Source organism: Sulfitobacter sp. HGT1 (assembly GCF_013282155.1).
Classification (GTDB): domain Bacteria; phylum Pseudomonadota; class Alphaproteobacteria; order Rhodobacterales; family Rhodobacteraceae; genus Sulfitobacter.
Genome location: NZ_BLWI01000011.1, coordinates 68737 through 90558, shown reverse-complemented (window position 1 = coordinate 90558; position 21822 = coordinate 68737). Strand labels below are relative to the sequence as shown.

Genomic DNA, 21822 nt, shown 5'->3' with positions numbered 1-21822 from the left:
TCATCATCTTTCTTCTTTTCTTATTTATATTAGAAAGGAGGCAATGAACGGAGTGTGACATGTCTGACTTTCTGGCCCTTGCCTATCCTTGGACAAAGTCGATCCATATCATGGCGGTGATCTCGTGGATGGCAGCCTTGTTCTATCTTCCCCGTTTGTTGGTCCATCACACGGAACGGGTCGGCCTTTCCGGGGAAACTCATGAATTGTTTACCATGATGGAATTCAAGTTGGCCAATGTGATCATGCGCCCAGCAATGATTGCCACCTGGATTTTTGGTCTTTGTCTGGTTTTTACGCCCGGTATCGTCGATTGGTCGATGATCTGGCCCTGGACCAAGGGATTGGCCGTGATCGCAATGACAGGCTTCCATGAATGGCTGTACGCACGGGTTAAGGGGTTTGCCGCGGGGCAGAATACCCTAACCGGCAAACAATACCGGATGATGAACGAAGTTCCGACAATTTTGATGATTGTCATTGTCTTGTCGGTTGTCGTAAAATTCTAAGCGGATTGACGAAAGCACCTGTCCTGACTATGTATCCCTTCGCACCCTGTTCTGGGATTGCATCCGTCTGACAAATTTAACGATACGACCCGCCTGATGTGATCTGGCCGGTACAGGATATTTCCATGACAACCGAAACGCTGAACCTCGCTGATCTTAAGGCGCAGACCCCCAAGAACCTTCTGGCAATGGCCGAAGAGCTTGAGATCGAAAACGCGTCGACGATGCGCAAAGGCGAGATGATGTTCCAGATCTTGCGCGAACGCGCGGATGAGGGCTGGGAAATCTCGGGCGACGGTGTGTTGGAAGTGTTGCAAGACGGGTTCGGCTTTTTGCGTTCACCCGAAGCAAACTATTTGCCGGGCCCTGACGATATTTACGTTTCACCCGAAATGATCCGCCAGCATTCGCTGCGCACAGGTGACACGATTGAAGGGTTGATTAAGGCCCCTGATGACACGGAACGCTATTTCGCGCTGACCGAAGTCACTAAGATTAACTTTGAAGATCCTGAAAAGGCCCGCCACAAAGTTGCGTTTGAAAACCTGACGCCGCTTTACCCTGACGAACGTCTGACGATGGAAGTCGAAGACCCAACCGTCAAAGACCGTTCTGCCCGGATTATCGATTTGGTATCGCCCATCGGTAAAGGCCAGCGTTGCCTGATCGTGGCCCCGCCGCGCACTGGTAAGACGGTTCTGCTTCAAAATATCGCCAATTCGATCGAAAAAAACCACCCTGAGTGTTATTTGATCGTTCTGCTGATCGATGAACGCCCCGAAGAAGTTACCGACATGCAGCGTTCGGTTAAGGGCGAAGTTGTATCTTCGACCTTTGATGAACCGGCGACACGCCACGTTGCTGTTTCCGAAATGGTGATCGAAAAGGCCAAGCGTCTGGTTGAGCACAAGCGTGATGTTGTCATCCTGCTCGATTCGATCACTCGTCTGGGCCGTGCATTCAACACTGTTGTTCCATCGTCGGGCAAGGTTTTGACCGGTGGTGTTGATGCGAACGCCTTGCAGCGTCCGAAACGGTTCTTTGGTGCCGCGCGCAACATCGAAGAGGGTGGCTCCCTGACCATTATCGCGACTGCATTGATTGATACCGGCAGCCGCATGGACGAGGTGATCTTTGAAGAATTCAAAGGGACCGGTAACTCTGAAATCGTTCTGGATCGCAAGATTGCAGACAAACGTGTGTTCCCGGCCATTGATATTCTCAAATCCGGTACCCGCAAAGAAGACCTGCTGGTTGATAAAATCGATTTGCAGAAAACATTTGTTCTGCGCCGTATTCTGAACCCGATGGGTACAACGGATGCGATCGAATTCCTGATCGGAAAACTGAAACAAACCAAGACGAATTCCGACTTCTTTGATTCAATGAACACCTAAGTTATTAAATTATAACAGTGGGTTAGACCAATGGATACGATTTTTGCCCAGGCCACCGCGCAAGGGCGTGCTGGGGTTTGCGTTATCCGTATCTCTGGCGCTCATGCGTTCGAAATTGCGGAGAAAATTGCACACCCGCTGCCCCCTGTTCGCCACGCTGCGGTCAGGCCGATTGTCGGTCTGGATGGCGGGACAATTGATAACGCTTTGGTTTTGGTCTTTCAGGGACCAAGCAGTTTTACAGGTGAAGATGTCGTTGAACTGCATCTTCACGGAAGTATCGCTGTTGTAAAAGCGGTTCTGACCTTGCTTTCGACGTTTCCGGATACCCGTTTGGCTGAGCCGGGGGAGTTTACCCGCAGGGCGATGGAAAACGGCAAGCTTGATCTGACCCAGGTCGAAGGTTTGGGTGATCTGATCGAGGCAGAGACAGAAGCACAACGCAAGCAGGCACTTCGTGTTCTTTCCGGGCATCTTGGTCAGCGTGTTGACGATTGGCGGGAAAAACTGATCAGAGCGGCGGCACTTTTGGAAGTTACCATTGATTTCGCCGATGAAGATGTTCCCGTTGATGTTTCCGGTGAAGTTGGTGAGCTTCTTGCATCTGTTAACAATGATATATTGAATGAACTCAAAGGCTTCCATACGGCGGAACGTATTCGGACAGGGTTTGAAGTCGCAATTATCGGCCGGCCAAATGCCGGAAAATCGACGCTTTTGAACGCACTTGCGGGGCGGGATGCTGCGATTACGTCTTCTGTCGCCGGCACAACCCGTGATGTCATCGAAGTCCGGATGGATATCGGTGGTCTTCCGGTGACTTTGCTGGATACCGCTGGCCTAAGAGAAGGTGCCGATGAGGTAGAAGCGATTGGCATCGATCGCGCGATGACCCGCGCGGCACAAGCAGACTTGCGCGTCTTTCTGGTGGAAGAGGGCGAGGAATTGCCGGTCTTGGCTGAACCGGAAGACATCCGCCTTTTGCCCAAAGCAGATTTGCGCGACGATCCTGCCGGTGCTGTCTCTGGCACAACGGGGCAGGGGTTAAGCGATTTGATCGCTCAAATTCAGTCTGTTTTGGAAAAGCGAAGCCTGACTGCTGGCCTTGCCACGCACGAGCGGCATAGAAATGCTCTGCAGAAAGCCGCTGATGGTCTGGAATTTTCGATGTCAATTCTGGATCATGGACCGGATCAGTATGATATAGCTGCTGAAGAGCTGCGGCATTCGATTCGTGCGCTGGAAGCCTTGGTTGGGCGAATCGATGTAGAAAATTTGCTGGACGTGATCTTTTCCAGTTTTTGTTTGGGTAAATAGATGGAGTGTTTCACGTGAAACATTTTGACGTCATTGTTATAGGTGGTGGTCACGCGGGGGCAGAGGCCGCCCACGCATCCGCGAGAATGGGCGCATCGACAGCGCTGATTACAATGTCGCGCGACGGAATTGGCGTTATGTCTTGCAACCCGGCAATCGGGGGGCTTGGTAAAGGTCACCTGGTCCGCGAGATTGACGCAATGGATGGCGTGATGGGCCGGGTCGCCGACAAGGCGGGCATTCAGTTCAGGTTGCTTAACCGCCGCAAGGGGCCGGCGGTTCAAGGTCCTCGCGCACAGGCGGACCGCGCCATATATCGCACCGAGATGCTATCAGAGACCGAAAAGCGAGATAATCTTGAGATTATCGAGGGTGAGGTTACCGATTTTGTTGTCGAGGATAGCCGCGTTTGTGGGGCAGTTCTGGCGGATGGTACGACGATAAGGTCCAAAACCGTAATCCTGACTACGGGCACCTTTTTACGTGGTGTTATTCACATTGGTGATGTGTCCCGCTCCGGTGGCCGGATGGGGGATAAAGCGTCGGTCGATCTCGCAAACCGGATCGATTCATTCAATCTGCCTTTGGGCCGCCTAAAGACCGGTACGCCGCCGCGCTTGGATGGGCGCACAATTGACTGGGCCAATCTTGAGATGCAACCGGGTGACGATGATCCCGTTGTGTTTTCGTTTTTGTCGAAAGGTGTGTCGGCCAAACAGATTTCTTGCGGAATCACGCATACAAACGAAAAGACCCACGAGATCATCCGATCGAATCTGGAACGCTCGGCGATGTACGGCGGTCACATTGAGGGGATCGGTCCGCGCTACTGCCCATCGATCGAGGATAAAGTCGTTCGTTTCGCCGATAAAACGTCCCATCAGGTGTTCTTGGAGCCTGAAGGTGTTGATGACCACACGATATATCCGAACGGTATTTCCACATCCCTACCTGAAGATGTGCAGCTTGAATATGTTCGATCGATGGCGGGGCTGGAGAATGTAAAGATTCTGCAACCTGGCTATGCCATTGAATATGACTACGTTGACCCGAGGGCGTTGGATTTGACGCTGAAAGTCCGGACAGTCCCTGGGCTTTACCTTGCTGGTCAAATCAACGGGACAACCGGTTACGAGGAAGCGGCAGCACAAGGCCTTGTCGCCGGATTGAACGCGGCACTTGAAGCGCAAGGCAAAGAACCTGTGATATTCAGCCGTGCACAAAGCTATATCGGGGTGATGATCGACGACCTTACCATGAGAGGTGTTACCGAACCGTATAGAATGTTCACGTCGCGTGCTGAATTCCGCCTGTCGCTGCGGGCTGATAATGCGGACCAGCGGTTGACGCCGCTTGCGATGAAGCTTGGATGTGCCTCTGAGGAGCGTTCCGCCGTTTTTCTAGACAAGATGGAACAGATGGACAAGGCGATGCAGCTTTTATCCGATGTTACTTGGTCGCCGAAAGAGATCGCGCAAGTGGGTATCAAAATCAATCAAGACGGCACCAAGCGGTCTGGTTTCCAACTCTTGGCTTTTCCAGATGTTGTTTTTGAGGATTTGTTAAGCTTGCAGCCAAATCTGGCTGAGGTTTCCGAAGAAATCCGCCGCCAGGTAGAGCGTGACGCGCTTTATGCGAACTATATCGCGCGCCAACAGAGGGATATTGATCTTTTGCAGAAGGATGAAGCTCACGTCATTCCTGCGGATTTTCATTACGGTCAAATTGACGGCTTGTCGAACGAGCTTACGTCAAAACTCGAAAAGACAGCACCTACAAATCTTGCGCAAGCAGCTAGAATTGATGGCATGACCCCCGCCGCGCTTACGTTGCTGCTATCGCATTTGAAGCGGGATAGCAGAAAGAAGTCAGCGTGAGTGCGTTTGAGGGTGCAGATGTTTCACGTGAAACATCTGATCGGCTGGCGCAATTCGCGCAATTGGTCGAGAAGTGGACCGCCAAGATCAATCTGATCTCAAAGCCAAGCATACCGCATATCTGGGAGCGGCATATCATTGACTCCGTTCAACTCTATCAGCACGCGCCTGTCGCAAATCATTGGGTTGATCTGGGAAGTGGCGGAGGCTTCCCTGCAATAGTCTTGGCAATTTTGTCAGCAGAAGATGGTCGCGAGACGAAGTTTACGATGGTCGAGAGCGATCAGCGTAAGTGTGTGTTTCTGCGCACCGCCTTGAGGGAGCTGGGCTTGGAAGGTCAGGTGCTGAACAAGAGAATTGAAGAACTGCCAAGCCTTGAGGCTGATGTTTTGTCCGCAAGGGCGCTAGCGGATCTGACAACCTTGCTACAGTTTACCGATTTGCACCTCCGAAATGATGGAACGGCGCTTTTCCCGAAGGGTGAAAACTGGCAGGTTGAGGACGCAGCTGCAAGAGCTGCTTGGCGATACACCTGCGAGCCCATCCCAAGCGTTACAAATCCTGCCGCCGCTATTCTTAGAATCAAGGAATTAACCCATGTCTGATCTTTCGCGCCCTGCAGGACCAAAAATTATTGCAGTCGCAAATCAGAAAGGCGGCGTGGGGAAAACCACGACGACAATTAACCTTGCTGCAGCCCTTGCCGAACAGGATCAGCGGGTTTTGGTCGTTGATCTGGATCCGCAGGGCAACGCGTCGACGGGTTTGGGTATTGATCTTGATGACCGCGAATTCACTACCTACGAACTGCTTCTTGAGGACATTTCGCTGGATAAAGTGGTTCTGAAAACCGAAACGCCAGGCCTGTATATCGTGCCTGCAACCGTGGATTTGAGTTCGGCTGATCTTGAACTTATCTCGAATGAGAAGCGGAGTTTTCTTTTGCATGACGCGCTGCGGCAGACGCAAATGGACAGCTATGCATTTGATTATATTCTAATTGATTGCCCGCCGTCGCTGAATTTGCTGACCGTTAATGCTATGATTGCCGCACATTCGGTGCTTGTTCCGTTGCAAAGCGAGTTTTTCGCGCTTGAGGGCTTGTCGCAACTTATGCTGACAATTCGAGAGGTCCGGCAAAGCGGCAACAAGGATCTCAGGATTGAGGGGGTTGTCTTGACGATGTACGATCAGCGCAACAACCTTTCCCAGCAGGTCGAACAGGATGCGCGGGCAAATCTGGGGGAGCTTGTTTACAAGACTGTCATTCCTCGAAATGTTCGGGTCAGTGAAGCGCCCAGTTTTGCGATGCCGGTGCTGAGCTATGATAGCGGATCAAAAGGCGCAAAGGCGTATCGCGATCTGGCGCGGGAAGTATTAGAAAATAGCGTAATTTAAGGGGTCAAACATGGCAGACAGAGAAAAACGGCGCGGATTGGGGCGTGGGCTTTCGGCTTTGATGGCAGATGTTGCTGAAACACAGACGGTAGCTGCCCAGGGGAGTGCCGAACAGTACATCCCGATCGAGAAAATATCCCCGAACCCCGAACAGCCAAGAAAACGGTTTGATCCGGAGGATTTGAACGATCTCGCGAACTCGATCAAGGAAAAGGGGGTTATTCAGCCTCTTATTGTGCGTCGCAGGGAAGATGGGACATTTGAAATCGTCGCCGGCGAACGCCGCTGGCGCGCGTCGCAAATGGCAAAACTGCACGAACTTCCTGTAATCGTTCGTGAATTTACAGATCTCGAAGTTCTCGAGGTTGCGATTATCGAGAACATCCAGCGGGCTGACCTCAACTCCATCGAGGAAGCCGCCGGGTATCGCCAATTGATGGACAAGTTTGGTCATACGCAGGAAAAGATGGCCGAAGCGCTTGGTAAAAGCCGGAGCCACATCGCCAACTTGTTGCGCCTTTTGAACCTGCCGGACACCGTGTTGGAAATGGTTCGCACAGGCGATCTTACTGCAGGACATGCCAGAACTTTGGTTCCTGCCGATGACCCCGTAAAACTAGCCAAGCAGATTATTGCGGGTGGTTTGTCTGTTCGGGCGGCGGAAGCTTTGGTTAAGAAAGAGCAAAACGCTGGAAAAGACGACGCGCCACTTAAGGCCCCCAAGGCGCTAACCGAAAAGGACGCAGATACGCGTGCGCTTGAGAGCGATCTTTCGGCAAGCTTGGGGATGAAAGTGACATTGAACCACAAGCCGGGGCAGGAAGCCGGGCAAATGGTTCTAAGCTATAAAAACATGGACGAACTGGACGAGCTTTGCCGCCTTTTGTCGGTCAGCTAGTCGGCCAATAGCTCAGCTAGAATAGCGTTAAGGACCATAAAACCCTGATCCGTTACTTTCAGCTGATCACGCTCCAAACTGATCATCCCGATGTCTTGCATCCGGATGATCTTTTTTTGTGACAGAGGGGTGCCAGCGAGCGCCGAATATCTTTTCAGATCGACCCCCTCTTTGAGACGCAGGCCCATCATAAGAAATTCACTGGCTTGATCCTCAGGAGAAAGCGCCTCTCGGGGTTTTTCTGTTTTGCCAGAGGCCGCGGCATCCAGCCAGCGCTGCGGATTGCTGAAACACTCAGTCGCAAAGCGGTGGCCGTTCTGGGTTAACCGGCCATGTGCGCCGGGCCCGATCCCAAGATAGTCGCCATAGCGCCAGTAGATCAGATTGTGCCGCGATTGAGCCCCGTCGCGCGCGTGGTTTGAAACCTCGTAGGACGGCATGCCCATCTCGTTGCAAATGTCTTGGGTGGCGGCATACATATCTGCGCCAAGATCGTCGTCGGGCAACCCGCGCAACTTGCCAATTGCGTAACGGTCACCGAAGGCCGTGCCTTGTTCGATCGTGAGTTGATAAAGTGAAATATGGTCTATCGCTAGGGATAGGGCCTGTTTTAACTCGGATTGCCACGCTGGCAAGGTCTGGTTTTGCCTGCCGTAAATCAGATCAAAACTCACCCGATCGAAGGTAGAACGCGCAATATCAAAGGCTGCCAATGCCTCTGCCGTGTTATGGATACGACCAAGACGTTTCAGATCCGCATCGTTCAGCGCCTGAATCCCCATTGAAACGCGGTTGACCCCGGCGTCGTGAAATCCCTTGAACCGTCCTGCCTCGACCGAACCGGGGTTGGCTTCCAGGGTGATTTCCAGATCATTTGCTGTTGGCCACAGACGGTAGATCGCAGCGATCACATCTGCAACGATATCCGGGTCCATCAGGCTGGGGGTGCCACCGCCAAAGAACACTGCGTTCAACACGCGCCCTTGGGTTTCGGCAGCACCACGTTCAAGCTCGGCCAGGTAGGCATCGCACCAGGCTCTCTGGTCAATTTTGCGACTAACATGGCTGTTAAAGTCACAATAGGGGCATTTAGCCTCGCAAAATGGCCAGTGGATATAAAGGCCAAAGCCGCCCTGGCACCAATCTTCAGTCAAAGCAGGCAGAGGTCAGTTTGGCGAATGCATCCGCGCGGTGGCTGATCCGGTTCTTGGCATCATGCGACATTTCACCAAAGGTCTGTTCGTATCCGTCAGGTTGGAACATCGGATCATACCCGTGACCAATTTCGCCCCGCATCGGCCAAACCAAGGTGCCGTCAACTTTGCCTTCGAAAATCTCTTCGTGACCATCGGGCCAAGCCAGGATCAAAGTTGCGCAAAACCGTGCGCGACGGGGGTGAGGGGCGTTCTTTCCTTCAAGCAGGTTGTGGGTTTTTGTCATCGCCATGACGAAATCACGGCCATTTGGTGTCTCTGACCAATCCGCGGTATAAACGCCGGGCGCTCCATCCAGAGCTTCGACCTCTATCCCTGAATCATCGGCCAGCGCAGGAAGGCCAGTTGCCTTGACCGCCGCAACCGCTTTGATCCGCGCATTACCGATAAAATTGTCCTCAGTTTCTTCAGGCTCGGAAAGGTTCATTTCGGCGGCACCCACAACGCGCACGCCAAAAGGGGCAAAGAGTTCGGCCATCTCTGCCAGTTTGCCCGCGTTATGTGTGGCGATCAGGATTTGATCGCCAGTGAATTTACGTGTCATGCAGTTGCGGCTTTCTGTATTTCGACCAACTCGGCGACGCCTTTTTCGGCAAGATCCATCAGATGGTTCATCTGTTCGCGCGAATAGGTGGACCCTTCGGCGCTCATCTGGGTTTCGATCAGGCGGCCAGTGCCCGTCATGATAAAGTTGCCATCAACACCGGCTTCGGAATCTTCGGGGTAATCCAGATCAAGAATGGGCTGGCCCGCGTAGATGCCACAGCTGATCGCGGCGACGGGATCAATCAACGGGTCGTTCTTTACGTCGCCAGCTTTCATCAGCTTGTTCACAGCCAGTTTCAAGGCAATCCAGCCCCCGGTGATCGACGCGCAGCGGGTGCCGCCATCGGCCTGCAAAACATCGCAATCGATGGTGATCTGACGTTCGCCAAGGGCGCTGCGATCAACGCCGGCACGCAGGGCGCGGCCGATAAGACGTTGAATTTCAACGGTGCGCCCGCCTTGCTTGCCCATTGCGGCTTCGCGGCGCATGCGGGTGTTTGTTGCGCGGGGCAGCATCCCGTATTCAGCGGTAACCCAGCCCAGACCGGACCCCTTGATAAACGGGGGAACGCGGTCTTCGATGGTCGCGGTGCATAGCACATGGGTGTCGCCCATTTTGATCAGCGCCGACCCTTCGGCATGTTTGGTAAAGCCTGTTTCAACAGACACAGCACGCATTTCGTCAAGTTTCCGTCCGGAGGGGCGCATAAGATTATCCTTTATGAGTTGCATTGGGGATAACTCTGCACGCCATCTTGATGCAACCCCGATTGACGTTTGCCCCCCGAGCCCCTTTATTAGGGCATCATGGAAAAAACACCCACAGTTCTAGATGAAATGAATGACCGCTCGCGCGAAGTGTTTCGCCGCGTGGTCGAAGGATATCTGGCGAATGGTGATCCTGTTGGGTCGCGAACCCTCACGCGTGACTTTAGCGAAAAGGTCAGCGCGGCGACCATTCGCAATGTGATGCAGGACCTGGAATATATGGGTCTGCTGGGCAGCCCCCATGTCAGCGCCGGGCGTATTCCGACCCAGATGGGGTTGCGGATGTTTGTCGACGGGATGATTGAAATCGGCGATCCGACCGATATCGACCGCGAGAAAATCGACGCAACCATGGGCGATAACGGTGCTGATGTGGGTGGTATTCTGGACCGCGTCGGATCGGCGCTGTCGGGGGTTACAAAAGGGGCTTCGCTGGTATTGACGCCCAAACACGAAGCACCGATCAAACATATCGAATTCGTCTCTCTTTCGCAGGATAGAGCCTTGGTCGTTCTGGTTTTCTCGGACGGCCATGTTGAAAACCGCTTGTTCACGCCACCGCCCGGCCAGACGCCAAGCAGCATGCGCGAAGCGGCGAATTTCCTCAATTCATTGGTTGAAGGAAAAACCATTTCCGAATTGCAGCGGACCATTCTGACCCAGATCAACCAACGCCGGCAAGAAATCGACATTCTTGCGCAACAGCTTGTCGAAAGCGGCCTTGCGTTGTGGCAAGGCGACGGCGAACACCCCGAGCGTTTGATCGTGCGGGGACGGTCGAATTTGATCAACGCAGAAGGCGAGGCGGAGAACGTCGAGCTGATCCGGCAACTGTTTGATGATCTGGAGCGCAAGCGGGATATTGCCGAATTTCTTGAACTTGCGGATGGCGGCGACGGTGTGCGCATTTTTATTGGGTCTGAAAACAAACTTTTTTCACTTTCGGGTTCCTCTCTCGTCGTTTCCCCTTATATGAACGCAGATCGTAAGGTGATTGGTGCCGTCGGTGTGATTGGCCCCACACGCCTTAATTATGGACGTATCGTGCCGATTGTGAATTACACGGCGCAGCTGGTTGGGAAACTGATCTCAAACCGCAGCTAGAGGTGGACTATGGCAGAGCCGAGAGACAACGAATTTTTGGACGACATTGATGACGCAGAGGCAGAGGCCTATGCGGATGAAATGGAAGAGATCGACGATGAAGCGCTGGAATTGGACCAGCTGCGCGCCGAACGTGATCTGTTGAAAGACCGCTTTATGCGGGCACTGGCCGATGCAGAAAACGCACGCAAGCGGTCCGACAAAGACCGCCGTGAGGCCGAAAACTATGGCGGGTCAAAGCTGGCCCGTGACATGCTGCCGGTCTACGACAACATGAAGCGCGCGCTGGAAGCCGTGACCGACGAGCAGCGGGCGATTTCGGGCCCATTGCTGGAAGGGATTGAACTGACAATGCGCGAGCTTTTGAACGTGTTCAAAAAGCACGGTATGGAAGTGATCGCGCCCGAAGTCGGCGATAAGTTTGACCCGCAGCTGCATCAGGCGATGTTTGAAGCACCTGTGCCAGGCACAAAGGCCGGTGAAATCATTCAGGTCGCAGCCGAAGGGTTCATGCTGCACGATCGCCTGTTGCGCCCTGCGCAGGTTGGCGTTTCGTCCATGCCCGCAAGCTGAGGCGTTTTGCCTTAGCGGCGGACCCTTCGGGGAGGATTTATTTCCATTTGGAATTTAAGGGGGCGGTCAATCTTTGGCCGCCTCTTTTAGTTTATAGAGCAGATCAAGGGCTTCGCGCGGGGTCAGTTCATCGGGCAGAATATCGGCGAGGGCCGCTTCGACTTTTGATGCCTTTGCCGGTTTTGGTGGTGGCGTGGGGTTGATCGCGAAAAGCGGCAAATCGTCGATCAGGGTTTTTTGCGTGGCACCCCCTTCGCGTTCGCCCTTTTCAAGCGCCTCAAGAACAACGCGGGCGCGGGCGATGACAGAGGGCGGCAGGCCAGCCAGTTGGGCAACTTGCACACCATAGGATCTGTCGGCCGCACCTTTTTTCACCTCGTGAAGGAAGATGACTTCGCCTTCCCATTCCTTGACGGTGACGGTCGCGTTTTCAACGCCGTCCAGCTTGTTCGAAAGCGCGGTCATTTCGTGGTAATGGGTGGCGAACAACGCGCGGGACCGGTTCACATCATGCAGGTGCTCAAGGGTTGCCCATGCGATGGAAAGCCCGTCATAGGTTGCCGTTCCGCGCCCGATTTCATCCAGAATGACCAAGGCGCGATCATCGGCCTGGTTCAGGATCGCCGCGGTTTCGACCATTTCGACCATGAAGGTCGACCGGCCACGGGCCAGATCATCAGAGGCCCCGACGCGGCTGAATATCTGGCTGACCAAACCGATATGCGCCTGCGACGCGGGCACATAGCTGCCCATTTGCGCCATCAAGGCGATCAACGCATTCTGACGCAGAAAAGTTGATTTACCAGCCATGTTCGGGCCGGTGAGCAACCAGATATGCGCGTTTTCGTCATTTGCGGAAAGGGTGCAATCATTGGCGATAAAGGCCGCGCCCGATTGTTGGGCAAGCGCGCGTTCGACAACCGGGTGACGCCCGCCCGTAATGTCAAAGGCGCGCGAGTTATCAACGCGTGGTTTCACCCAGTTTTCGGACTGGGCAAGTTCTGCCAAAGCGGCGGCCAGATCGACTTCGGCCAAACCGGCAGAGACCACACCAATAGGCCCGGCCTGTGCCAGAATAGCGCTTTTGAGGCTGTCATAGAGCCGCTTTTCAATTTCCAGCGCATGATTTCCGGCGTTGAGGATCTTGGTTTCCATCTCGGACAGTTCGACCGTGGTAAAGCGGACCTGGTTCGCGGTGGTTTGGCGGTGGATAAAGGTTTCGGACAGGGGGGCCGACAGCATTTTATCGGCATGGGTCGAGGTTACTTCGATGAAATACCCCAAGACGTTGTTATGCTTGATCTTGAGGGCGGTAATGCCTGTGGTCGACACGAACTCTTGTTGCATCTGGGCGATAACGCTGCGGCCTTCGTCGCGCAGGGTGCGGACCTCGTCCAATTCGGTGTCATAGCCGGGTGCGATAAATCCGCCATCACGGGCCAAAAGCGGTGGTTCGGCGATCAACGCCTGATCCAACAGGTCGATCAAATCATCATGGCCCCGCAAACCCTTGATGGCTTGGGACAAGAGATCGGGCAAATCCGAGGTATCGGTTTTTTCTGCCAATTGGCTGGCTTCTGCCAAACCGTTGCGGATGGCAGCCAGATCACGCGGGCCGCCACGGTCAAGCGAGAGGCGGGACAAGGCGCGTTCAAGATCGGGCACATTCCGCAGATGCTGGCGCAAGTCTTCGCGCAGACGGGTGTTTTCAACGGCAAAGGAAATTGCCTCAAGCCTTGCGTGAATCGTCTCTAAAACCCGGGATGGGGATGAAATACGCCGTTCCAACAGTCGGCCTCCACCGGCGGTAACCGTCTTGTCCATGACCGCCAGCAACGTGCCGGCACGGCCGCCCGAAAGCGCGTGCGTCAGTTCAAGATTGCGACGTGTCGCTGTGTCGATCTGAACGCTGCGGGCTTCGGATTCTTTCACGGGCGTGCGCAGCAGGGGCAGTTTGCCCTTTTGGGTGATCTCGAGATATTCGATGACCGCGCCCATCGCTGAAATATCCGCGCGTTCGAAATTGCCAAAAGCATCAAGCGACCCAACGCCAAACAGGTCGCAGATGGACTTTTCGGCGCTGCTGCTGTCAAAGGCAGAGCGGGCGAGGGGCGTGAGCGACAGGTTGAAATCGGCAACCAATTCGCGGAGTTCCGCTTCCTTTGCTTCGGATACGATCAATTCGGAAGGGGACAAACGCGCGAGTTCGGGGCCAAGCCGTGCCAGCGTCACAGGCATCACGTGAAAAGCACCGGTGGAAATATCCACCCAAGCGAGCGCATGTTGGCCGCGGACCTCGGCGAAGGCAGCCAGATAATTATGGCGGCGGGCATCAAGAAGGGATTCTTCGGTTAATGTGCCGGGCGTCACCAGGCGCACGACATCGCGTTTCACGATCGCCTTATAGCCGCGTTTTTTGGCTTCGGCCGGGCTTTCCATCTGTTCACAGACGGCGACGCGAAACCCTTTGCGGATCAGGGTGAGCAGATAGCCTTCGGCGGCATGAACGGGAACGCCACACATTGCAATGTCTTCGCCGCCGTGTTTGCCCCGTTTTGTCAGCGCGATATCCAGCGCTTCGGCGGCCGCGACGGCGTCATCAAAGAACATTTCATAGAAATCGCCCATGCGATAAAATAGCAAAGCGTCGGCATATTGCGCCTTAAGCTCAAGATACTGAGCCATCATTGGCGTGATTTTTTCGTCGCTCACCACAAACCCCCGTTCAACATATGCCTGTTTACAAAACCAATGGCGGGCATGAAAGGGGCGATCCTGATGGACCTGCGTCCGGACTGTGCTAGAAAGATGTTCAATGACCTAATTTGAAGAGTTTTCTGTGCGTAATCAGGTGGACCTTGCCCAAGAGCCAGAGCAGGTTTTTTTGAACCCCTGGTCGGATGGCGGCGTCACATTATTGGCGCAGCCCCCCTATTACTGGCGCAAGATCGCGCCTGCGTTGATCGACGGTGTGGGGGCCAGCGACAGCCCTGCCTTGAACGAAAAAATCGAGGCGTTTCTTACGCAAACCCGGCGGCATCGGAAATTCAAAGAGCCGATCATGTATGCGACCGTGCCAGCCGTTCTTGAGAATGTCGGCTTTCGAAAATCGCTGCTGATGGCCCAGGGTAAGATTGTGTTAAGCGGTGCGCCGGGCGTACGCGCATTGAACAAGTATCGTTGGGCAAATGAGCAGGCAGAGTTTGATCCGCAGCAGCGGCTGATGGAATTTTTTGCCAAGGGGTTGAAGGAAAACAAGGGGAAAACGTTAAAGCTGGACCCCGATGCATTGGGGCCGGATGTCGATTTCGCCATCATTGCCCGCAACACGTTCAACTATTACCACTTCATCACCGAAACGCTAAGCCAGCTATGTGTTTTGGACGATCTGGATTTTCAGGGCCGCGTCTTCATCCACTTCCCGAACCGCGAAGATAAAACGCGGGATTTCGCGAAGAACTTTGTTGATGTGCTGTTTCCTGAGCTTAAGGACCGCGTCTTCTTTGAACGGGCACCGAAAGACTATGATCGGGTGTTAACGGCCTATGATCTGGTCAGTGTCCATTATCTAAACCCAATGTTAGAGCCTGAAAAACTGAATGCGCTGGCCCCCTCCGACCAGTTCTGGAACGGTCAGGCCGCGACGATTTCATCGCAAAACCTATTGCAGATGAATGTTGTTCAATCGGGTCTGGCCGCCCTGCGTGACCGTGCATTGCGCCGGATCGAGGGGTTTGATTTCAGTGATCTGCCCAAAAAATTCTATGTCGGGCGGGATACGCGCCAAAGCCGGACAAGACATATGGAGGGGGAGGACGAGTTGTTCGATCATCTGCGGCTGTTCGGTTTCGAATATGTTGTGTTTGAGAATATGCACCCGCTGGAACAGATTGCGCTGATGGCCAATGCCGAGGTGATGATTTCGTATCACGGGGCGGGGTTTACGAATATGTTGTTCGCCAACCCCGATGCCTATGTGATCGAGGTTGGAACCTTGCAAACTGCGATGACCCGTTGGGGTGATTTCTGGCCCGTCGCGAATGCGGCGCAGTGTAAATACATGAGCTTTTTCGCCGACTATAAAGGAGTCAAAGCCGGGCAGGAGCCGAGCCCGTTCAAGGACGAGCTGTTGCCTGCCGCGCTGAGCCGTCAGGCGATCGGGCAGTTGATGGCTTTTGTCGTGTCTCTGGATGGTCATGTGCCCGAAATGCCCAAGCGTCGCGATCTTCTTCGGCTTGCGCGGTCGCTGTTTCGCGCGGACGAGTTTGCAAAAGCGCTGGCCGTTCTTGAGGCGCATCCAAAGCTGACTCTGGGGCATTTCGATCTGCAAATGCTGATGGCCGACTGCTATAAATCCGTGGATGAGCCCAAATCCGAGCTGAAGGCCCTTGATGCGGCCTTCAAGGCTGACAAATCGCGGTGGCAAACCCTGATCCGGATGATCTGGTGCGCGAACCGCTGCGAAAGGCCGCAGGTGATCCGTTGGGCGGTTTCACGTTTGCAGGCGGATTTCCCCGAACGGCATGACGCATTTGTCGAAAATCACGACTGGGTTCGCTACGTCGTCTGACTGTGAGCGCCATCATGATTGTACGCAGGGCTGTTCGTCGATATTAAACCCTGAAACAACAGGGAAGCTTTGTCAGTGTCCAAGAACCGTATCACATCCGAAGAGGCGCTTGCCTTTCACCTAGAGCCAACGCCCGGCAAGTTCGAGATTACTGCGACTGTCCCGATGACAACGCAGCGCGATCTTAGTCTGGCCTATTCGCCGGGTGTTGCCGTACCTTGTGAATCCATCGCGGCGAACCCCGAATTGGCGTATGATTACACCAACAAGGGCAATCTGGTTGCGGTGATTTCAAACGGGACGGCGGTTCTGGGCTTGGGCAACCTGGGCGCGTTGGCCTCCAAGCCGGTGATGGAAGGCAAGGCAGTTCTGTTCAAACGGTTCGCCGATGTGAATTCGATTGATATCGAACTGGATACCGAAGACCCCGAAGCGTTCATTAACGCGGTCAAACTGATGGGCCCGACCTTTGGCGGCATCAACCTTGAAGACATCAAGGCACCTGAATGTTTCATCATTGAACAGCGCCTGAAAGAAGAGATGGATATCCCTGTCTTTCACGACGACCAACATGGCACGGCGGTTATCTGTGCCGCTGGCCTGCTGAATGCGCTGCATATCTCGGGCAAGAAAATCGAAGACGTCCGCATTGTGCTGAACGGTGCCGGTGCTGCCGGGATCGCCTGCCTTGAATTGCTAAAGGCGATGGGCGCACAGCATAACAACTGCATCATGTGTGACACCAAGGGCGTGATTTATCAGGGCCGTACCGAAGGTATGAACCAGTGGAAATCGGCCCATGCCGCGTCGACCGAATTGCGCAGTCTGGAAGAAGCTATGGTGGGTGCCGATGTATTTTTGGGCGTCTCGGTCAAGGGTGCCGTGACCCCGTCGATGGTTGCCAGCATGGCCGATAATCCGGTGATTTTCGCGATGGCGAACCCCGATCCCGAGATTACCCCCGAAGAAGCGCACGAAGTCCGCCCCGATGCGATCGTTGCCACGGGCCGCAGTGATTACCCCAACCAGGTCAACAACGTTCTGGGCTTTCCCTATCTGTTTCGCGGTGCCCTCGATATTCACGCCCGCGCGATCAATGACGAGATGAAGATCGCTTGCGCCCATGCTTTGGCAAACCTTGCGCGCGAAGACGTGCCGGACGAGGTCGCGTTGGCCTATGGCAAAAACCTGAGCTTTGGCCGTGATTATATCATTCCGACGCCGTTTGACCCGCGTTTGATCCACCGTATTCCGCCAGCCGTTGCGCGGGCGGGGATGCACACCGGTGTGGCACGGCGCCCGATTATTGATATGGACGCCTATGAGCTGAGCCTGAAATCGCGCATGGATCCGACGGCAAACATTCTTCGCGGTATCAACGCTCGCGCACGTGCGAACCAAGCACGCATGATCTTTGCCGAAGGGGATGATCCCAAGGTGTTGCGCGCTGCGGTCACCTATCAACGGTCCGGTCTGGGCAAAGCGTTGGTTGTCGGCCGCGCGGATGACGTAAAAGCCAAGCTGGCAGCCGCCGGTCTGGAAGATGCGTTCCGCGAACTTGAGATCGTGAATGCGGCCAATACCCCGCATTTGGAAACCTATAAAACGTTCCTTTATGATCGTCTGAAACGCAAAGGGTTCGACAGCAAGGATATCCACCGGCTTGCGGCGCGTGACCGCCATGTTTTCGCATCGTTGATGTTGGCGCACGGACATGGTGACGGCCTTGTCACTGGCGCGACACGCAAATCGGCGCATGTTCTGGAACGCATCAATCATGTGTTCGATGCCGATGCCCAACACGGTGCGGTCGGCATTACAGCCGTTTTGCACAAAGGCCGCATCGTCTTTATCGGCGACACTTTGGTGCATGAATGGCCGGACGAGAATGATCTGGCGAACATCGCAGAAAGCGGTGCCAAGGTTGCACGGCATTTGGGGCTTGAACCGCGTGTGGCTTTCGTCAGCTTTTCAACATTCGGGTACCCGATTTCCGAACGTGCAGAAAAAATGCAGCGCGCCCCGAATGTTCTGGATCAGCGCGGCGTGAATTTCGAATACGAAGGCGAGATGACTGTTGACGTGGCGCTGAATGCGGAAAGCCAAAAGAACTATCCTTTCTCGCGGTTGACGGGTCCGGCGAATATCTTGGTCGTACCAGCCCGCCATTCGGCCAGCATTTCCGTCAAACTGATGCAGGAAATGGCCGGCGCGACTGTTATTGGTCCGATTTTGACAGGTTTGGACAAATCGATCCAGATTTGTTCAACTACATCGACGGCCAATGACATCTTGAACATGGCAATTCTGGCGGCGTGTAAGGTCGGCGAATGATCTGGAACCTCGGCTCGATTAACGCGGATAATTTCTACTATCTGCGCCATTTGCCGCAACCCGGTGAAACAATCGCCGCCGAGGAATTTCGCCAGGGTTTGGGCGGCAAGGGGGCCAATATGTCGGTCGCCGCCGCCCGCGCCGGAGCCCGTGTCATGCATATCGGGGCTGTCGGGCCAGACGGTAAATGGGCGGTCGAACGTCTGTTGGAATATGGCGTTGAAACCCAGCATATCCACATGATCAACATGCCAACGGGCCATGCAAATATCTGCGTGGCCGAAGATGGCGAGAATTCTATCGTTTTGTTTGCAGGCGCAAATCACGAGGTGAACGACCGGATCATCGGCGCAGCCCTGGCCGAGGCGTCGCCGGGTGACTTTTTGCTGATGCAGAATGAAACATTGGGTCAGGAATTTGCAGCCCCTACCGCCAAGACGCTTGGGATGCGCGTTGTCTATGCCGCCGCCCCCTTCGAGGCCGAAGTCGTCGCGGATGTGATGGCTGATGTTGACCTGCTGGTTTTGAACGAAGGCGAAGCCGCCGAACTGGAAGAGGTTTTGGGGCAATCGCTGGAGCAGCTTCCCATTGATGATATCATTGTCACCTTGGGGGCCGACGGGTGTAAATGGGTCTCTAACAAAGGGAAAAGCGAAGAGATTTTCCCAGCTTATCCGGTCGAGGTTGTCGATACTACGGGTGCGGGTGATACATTCACCGGCTATCTGGTCGCCGCACTTGACCGCGGCCTTAGCATGCAAAGCGCGATTACCCTGGGCATGCAAGCTGCGGCGTTGATGGTTATGCGCAAGGGCACGGCAGACGTGATCCCGGACCTGAAGGAGATCCAGGATCACGATTTCGACGGCGATCTTAGTGAGTAAAAGCGGCAGCTTTGCCCCATAATTGTTTCACCCGCTGGTCGCGGCCACATCCGTTCCGGTAGCGTTTGTAAGCGACTGATTTTTTCACGCCCAAACCAACGCTGCTGAACGCCAAGCGGTCATCGCTTTTGTAGTAATTTTGGTGGTAGTCATCAGCCGGATAAAACGCTGTCTTGCCCAAGATCGGCGTGACCACCGTTTTGCCCAATGCCGCTTGCGCGTCTGCTTTGGCTTTTTCGGCTGCGGCCTTTTGGGCCGAACCATCCGCAAAGATTGCGGAGCGATAGCTGTCGCCGCGATCGCAGAACTGGCCACCTGCATCTGTCGGGTCAACCGACCGGAAGAACAACGCCAGCAATTGATCGACGCTGACAACCGCCGGATCAAACTGGATTTGCGCGACTTCATAATGCCCTGTGCCACCTGCGACGACCTGCTTGTAGGTCGGGTTTTTGACCGACCCTCCGGCAAACCCGGAAACGACTTCTTTCACGCCTTTGACGCTTTCGAAATCGGATTCGACGCACCAAAAGCATCCGCCAGCAACCAGAAGCGTCTCTGTTCCAGCGGCTTTTGCGCTGGTTCCTTGGACGATCAGGCCCAGACCGATGGTCGCAGACAGGGCGATCAACTTTAGATTTGTTGCGATACTCATCATTCTTCTCCTCTTTGCGGAAACGGTGACGTGGTTCGCGCCGTCACGCAACACACGGCTTGGCGATGTCACGGCCTAGTGATTTCAATTTCAGGCTTGGCGCGGGCTGGCGAAATTCATAGCGTCACGTTCAAAAGGGGATTCCAGATGCAAGATCACGTGACCACACATCAAGCCGAAGAAGACGCGCGCAATGACGAGATCCTGATTTATCTGAATGGTCAGATCGTTCCCAAGGCGCAAGCGATGGTCAGCGTGTATGACAGTGGTTTCATGTTGGGCGACGGCATCTGGGAAGGCTTGCGCCTGTATGACGGCTGCTGGGCCTTTATCGATGAACATTTTGACCGCCTGTTCGAGGCCGCAAAAGCCATTGATCTGAACATTGGTATGACCCGTGAAACATTGATTTCAGCCTTGTTAGAGACGCAAGAGGCCAATGGTATGACCACCGATGCCCATGCGCGGCTCATGATTACGCGCGGCGTCAAAACGCGGCCTTTCCAACATCCTTCACTGTCGCAATCCGGCCCGACGATCACGATTATCATGGAGCATTCGCGCCCCAGCATCCCGCGCCCGATCCGGTTGGCGACCGTTCCGCATTTGCGCGGCTTGCCGATGACCCAAGACCCCAAGCTGAACAGCCATTCCAAACTGAACTGTATTCTTGCCTGTATCGCTGCGGAAAAGGCGGGCGCAGACGAGGCGTTGATGTTGGATATCAATGGTTTCGTGAACACGACCAATGCCTGTAACTTTTTCATTGTCCGGAAGGGCGCGGTTTGGACCAGTACGGGCGATTACTGCATGAACGGGATTACCCGCCAAAAGGTGATCGACCTGTGTCGCGCCAATGATATTCTGGTTTTTGAACGCAATTTCTCGCTTGTTGATACGTATGGCGCAGACGAGGCGTTCTTGACCGGCACCTTTGGGGCGCAGACGCCCGTTGCGTCGATTGACGGGCGGCAGATCGGGACAGGTGACATGGGGCCGATGACCCAGCGTTTGCGCGATCTGTACAAGGGTCTGATCAAGCAGGAGTGTCGCTGATGCGGATTGCGATGTGGTCCGGTCCGCGCAACCTAAGCACGGCGATGATGTACAGCTTTGGCAACCGCAGTGATTTCGCGGTGATGGACGAGCCGTTTTATGCGGCCTATCTGGCGGCGACCGGCGATGATCACCCGATGCGTAGTGAAATTCTGGCGGCACATGAAACTGATCCCCAGCAGGTGGCGGCGCAGTGTGAACAACCCGGTACACCGCATCTGTACATGAAGCATATGCCGCATCACATGCTGGATGGTTTCCCGATGGATTGGGCCAAGGATTGCGTGAACATTCACCTGATCCGCCATCCCGCCCGCGTGATCGCCAGCTATACGGCCAAACGCGAAGCCCCCAGTTTCGATGATATCGGGTTTGGTCAGCAGACCGCGCTTTATAACAAGATCGGCGGGCTGGTTATCGACAGCGCCGATATTCGTGCGGACCCCGAGGGGATGTTGCGCAAACTATGCGCTGCGATTGATCTGCCGTTTGATCCTGCGATGTTGACCTGGCCCGCAGGTGCGCGGCCCGAGGATGGGGTATGGGCATCCCATTGGTATGGTGCTGTCCATCAAAGCACAGGCTTTGCCGGGGCCGAAGGGCCATTGCCAACATTGTCCGGCACCGGAAAACTGCTTCTGGATAAGGCTTTGCCCTATTATGATCAGCTATACCGCCAACGTATCACGTAAACTTTGGCCAGCCGGAAACGGTTGATTTAG

General features: G+C 54.5%; 19 protein-coding genes. 14 read left to right on the top strand and 5 right to left on the bottom strand.

The genetic code is table 11. From position 1 onward, the window contains the following. Nucleotides 1-59 precede the first annotated feature (59 nt). The 7 genes from HGT1_RS12640 to HGT1_RS12610 all read left to right on the top strand — a co-directional run bounded on the left by HGT1_RS12640 (nucleotide 60) and on the right by HGT1_RS12610 (nucleotide 7396). Nucleotides 60-509 carry a CopD family protein gene (locus HGT1_RS12640; RefSeq protein ID WP_176250315.1) on the top strand — a complete coding sequence of 150 codons (450 nt, stop codon included), beginning with the start codon at nucleotides 60-62 and terminating at the stop codon, nucleotides 507-509. 125 nt (nucleotides 510-634) lie between these two features. Continuing rightward, nucleotides 635-1906, top strand: coding sequence for a transcription termination factor Rho (gene rho, locus HGT1_RS12635; RefSeq protein WP_176250314.1), 1272 nt, complete (start codon nucleotides 635-637; stop codon nucleotides 1904-1906). 30 nt (nucleotides 1907-1936) lie between these two features. Then, nucleotides 1937-3223 (top strand): tRNA uridine-5-carboxymethylaminomethyl(34) synthesis GTPase MnmE, encoded by a 1287-nt coding sequence (mnmE, locus tag HGT1_RS12630; protein WP_176250313.1) that lies wholly within the window; start codon nucleotides 1937-1939, stop codon nucleotides 3221-3223. Between the two features lie 14 nt (nucleotides 3224-3237). Further along, nucleotides 3238-5100, top strand: coding sequence for a tRNA uridine-5-carboxymethylaminomethyl(34) synthesis enzyme MnmG (mnmG, locus tag HGT1_RS12625; RefSeq protein WP_176250312.1), 1863 nt, complete (start codon nucleotides 3238-3240; stop codon nucleotides 5098-5100). Further along, nucleotides 5097-5705, top strand: coding sequence for a 16S rRNA (guanine(527)-N(7))-methyltransferase RsmG (gene rsmG, locus HGT1_RS12620; RefSeq protein ID WP_176250311.1), 609 nt, complete (start codon nucleotides 5097-5099; stop codon nucleotides 5703-5705). Before mnmG ends, rsmG begins: the two co-directional genes overlap by 4 nt. Next, nucleotides 5698-6498 carry a ParA family protein gene (locus HGT1_RS12615; RefSeq protein ID WP_176250310.1) on the top strand — a complete coding sequence of 267 codons (801 nt, stop codon included), beginning with the start codon at nucleotides 5698-5700 and terminating at the stop codon, nucleotides 6496-6498. Before rsmG ends, HGT1_RS12615 begins: the two co-directional genes overlap by 8 nt. A 10-nt stretch (nucleotides 6499-6508) precedes the next feature. Continuing rightward, nucleotides 6509-7396 carry a ParB/RepB/Spo0J family partition protein gene (locus HGT1_RS12610; RefSeq protein ID WP_176250309.1) on the top strand — a complete coding sequence of 296 codons (888 nt, stop codon included), beginning with the start codon at nucleotides 6509-6511 and terminating at the stop codon, nucleotides 7394-7396. Here the strand turns inward: HGT1_RS12610 and hemW are convergent. The 3 genes from hemW to rph are packed head-to-tail and all read right to left on the bottom strand — an operon-like array spanning nucleotide 7393 to nucleotide 9864. After that, nucleotides 7393-8550: a radical SAM family heme chaperone HemW gene (gene hemW / locus HGT1_RS12605; RefSeq protein ID WP_176250308.1), complete on the bottom strand. Its 1158-nt coding sequence runs from the start codon at nucleotides 8548-8550 to the stop codon at nucleotides 7393-7395. The genes HGT1_RS12610 and hemW overlap by 4 nt on opposite strands. Then, nucleotides 8543-9154: an RdgB/HAM1 family non-canonical purine NTP pyrophosphatase gene (gene rdgB, locus HGT1_RS12600; protein WP_176250307.1), complete on the bottom strand. Its 612-nt coding sequence runs from the start codon at nucleotides 9152-9154 to the stop codon at nucleotides 8543-8545. The genes hemW and rdgB overlap by 8 nt, the downstream gene beginning before the upstream one ends. Beyond that, nucleotides 9151-9864, bottom strand: a complete 714-nt coding sequence (gene rph / locus HGT1_RS12595) for a ribonuclease PH (RefSeq protein ID WP_176250306.1) — start codon at nucleotides 9862-9864, stop codon at nucleotides 9151-9153. Before rph ends, rdgB begins: the two co-directional genes overlap by 4 nt. 99 nt (nucleotides 9865-9963) lie before the next feature. On the opposite strand from rph, the gene hrcA reads away from it, so the two are divergent. Next, nucleotides 9964-11028, top strand: coding sequence for a heat-inducible transcriptional repressor HrcA (gene hrcA, locus HGT1_RS12590; protein ID WP_176250305.1), 1065 nt, complete (start codon nucleotides 9964-9966; stop codon nucleotides 11026-11028). Nucleotides 11029-11037: 9 nt separating this feature from the next. Continuing rightward, a complete protein-coding gene (locus HGT1_RS12585; protein ID WP_176250304.1) occupies nucleotides 11038-11601 on the top strand; it encodes a nucleotide exchange factor GrpE in 564 nt (187 codons plus the stop codon). A 66-nt stretch (nucleotides 11602-11667) separates the two neighbouring features. On the opposite strand, the gene mutS is transcribed toward HGT1_RS12585, so the two are convergent. After that, complete coding sequence (gene mutS / locus HGT1_RS12580; RefSeq protein WP_176250441.1) at nucleotides 11668-14289, bottom strand: DNA mismatch repair protein MutS; 2622 nt, start codon at nucleotides 14287-14289, stop codon at nucleotides 11668-11670. A 151-nt stretch (nucleotides 14290-14440) separates the two neighbouring features. Here mutS and HGT1_RS12575 point away from each other — a divergent pair, with 151 nt between their 5' ends. The 3 genes from HGT1_RS12575 to HGT1_RS12565 all read left to right on the top strand — a co-directional run bounded on the left by HGT1_RS12575 (nucleotide 14441) and on the right by HGT1_RS12565 (nucleotide 19389). Next, entirely contained in the window at nucleotides 14441-16171 is a 1731-nt protein-coding gene (locus HGT1_RS12575; RefSeq protein WP_176250303.1) for a DUF563 domain-containing protein, read from the top strand. Between the two features lie 75 nt (nucleotides 16172-16246). After that, entirely contained in the window at nucleotides 16247-18505 is a 2259-nt protein-coding gene (locus HGT1_RS12570; protein WP_176250302.1) for an NADP-dependent malic enzyme, read from the top strand. After that, a complete protein-coding gene (locus HGT1_RS12565) occupies nucleotides 18502-19389 on the top strand; it encodes a ribokinase (RefSeq protein ID WP_176250301.1) in 888 nt (295 codons plus the stop codon). Before HGT1_RS12570 ends, HGT1_RS12565 begins: the two co-directional genes overlap by 4 nt. Here the strand turns inward: HGT1_RS12565 and msrA are convergent. Beyond that, nucleotides 19379-20044, bottom strand: a complete 666-nt coding sequence (msrA, locus tag HGT1_RS12560; protein WP_176250300.1) for a peptide-methionine (S)-S-oxide reductase MsrA — start codon at nucleotides 20042-20044, stop codon at nucleotides 19379-19381. The two genes, HGT1_RS12565 and msrA, sit on opposite strands and share 11 nt — an antisense overlap. Nucleotides 20045-20191: 147 nt before the next feature. Here msrA and HGT1_RS12555 point away from each other — a divergent pair, with 147 nt between their 5' ends. Both HGT1_RS12555 and HGT1_RS12550 read left to right on the top strand, forming a co-directional pair. Continuing rightward, complete coding sequence (locus HGT1_RS12555; RefSeq protein ID WP_176250299.1) at nucleotides 20192-21100, top strand: D-amino acid aminotransferase; 909 nt, start codon at nucleotides 20192-20194, stop codon at nucleotides 21098-21100. Further along, nucleotides 21100-21792: an HAD family hydrolase gene (locus HGT1_RS12550; RefSeq protein WP_176250298.1), complete on the top strand. Its 693-nt coding sequence runs from the start codon at nucleotides 21100-21102 to the stop codon at nucleotides 21790-21792. The genes HGT1_RS12555 and HGT1_RS12550 overlap by 1 nt, the downstream gene beginning before the upstream one ends. Nucleotides 21793-21822 lie beyond the last annotated feature (30 nt).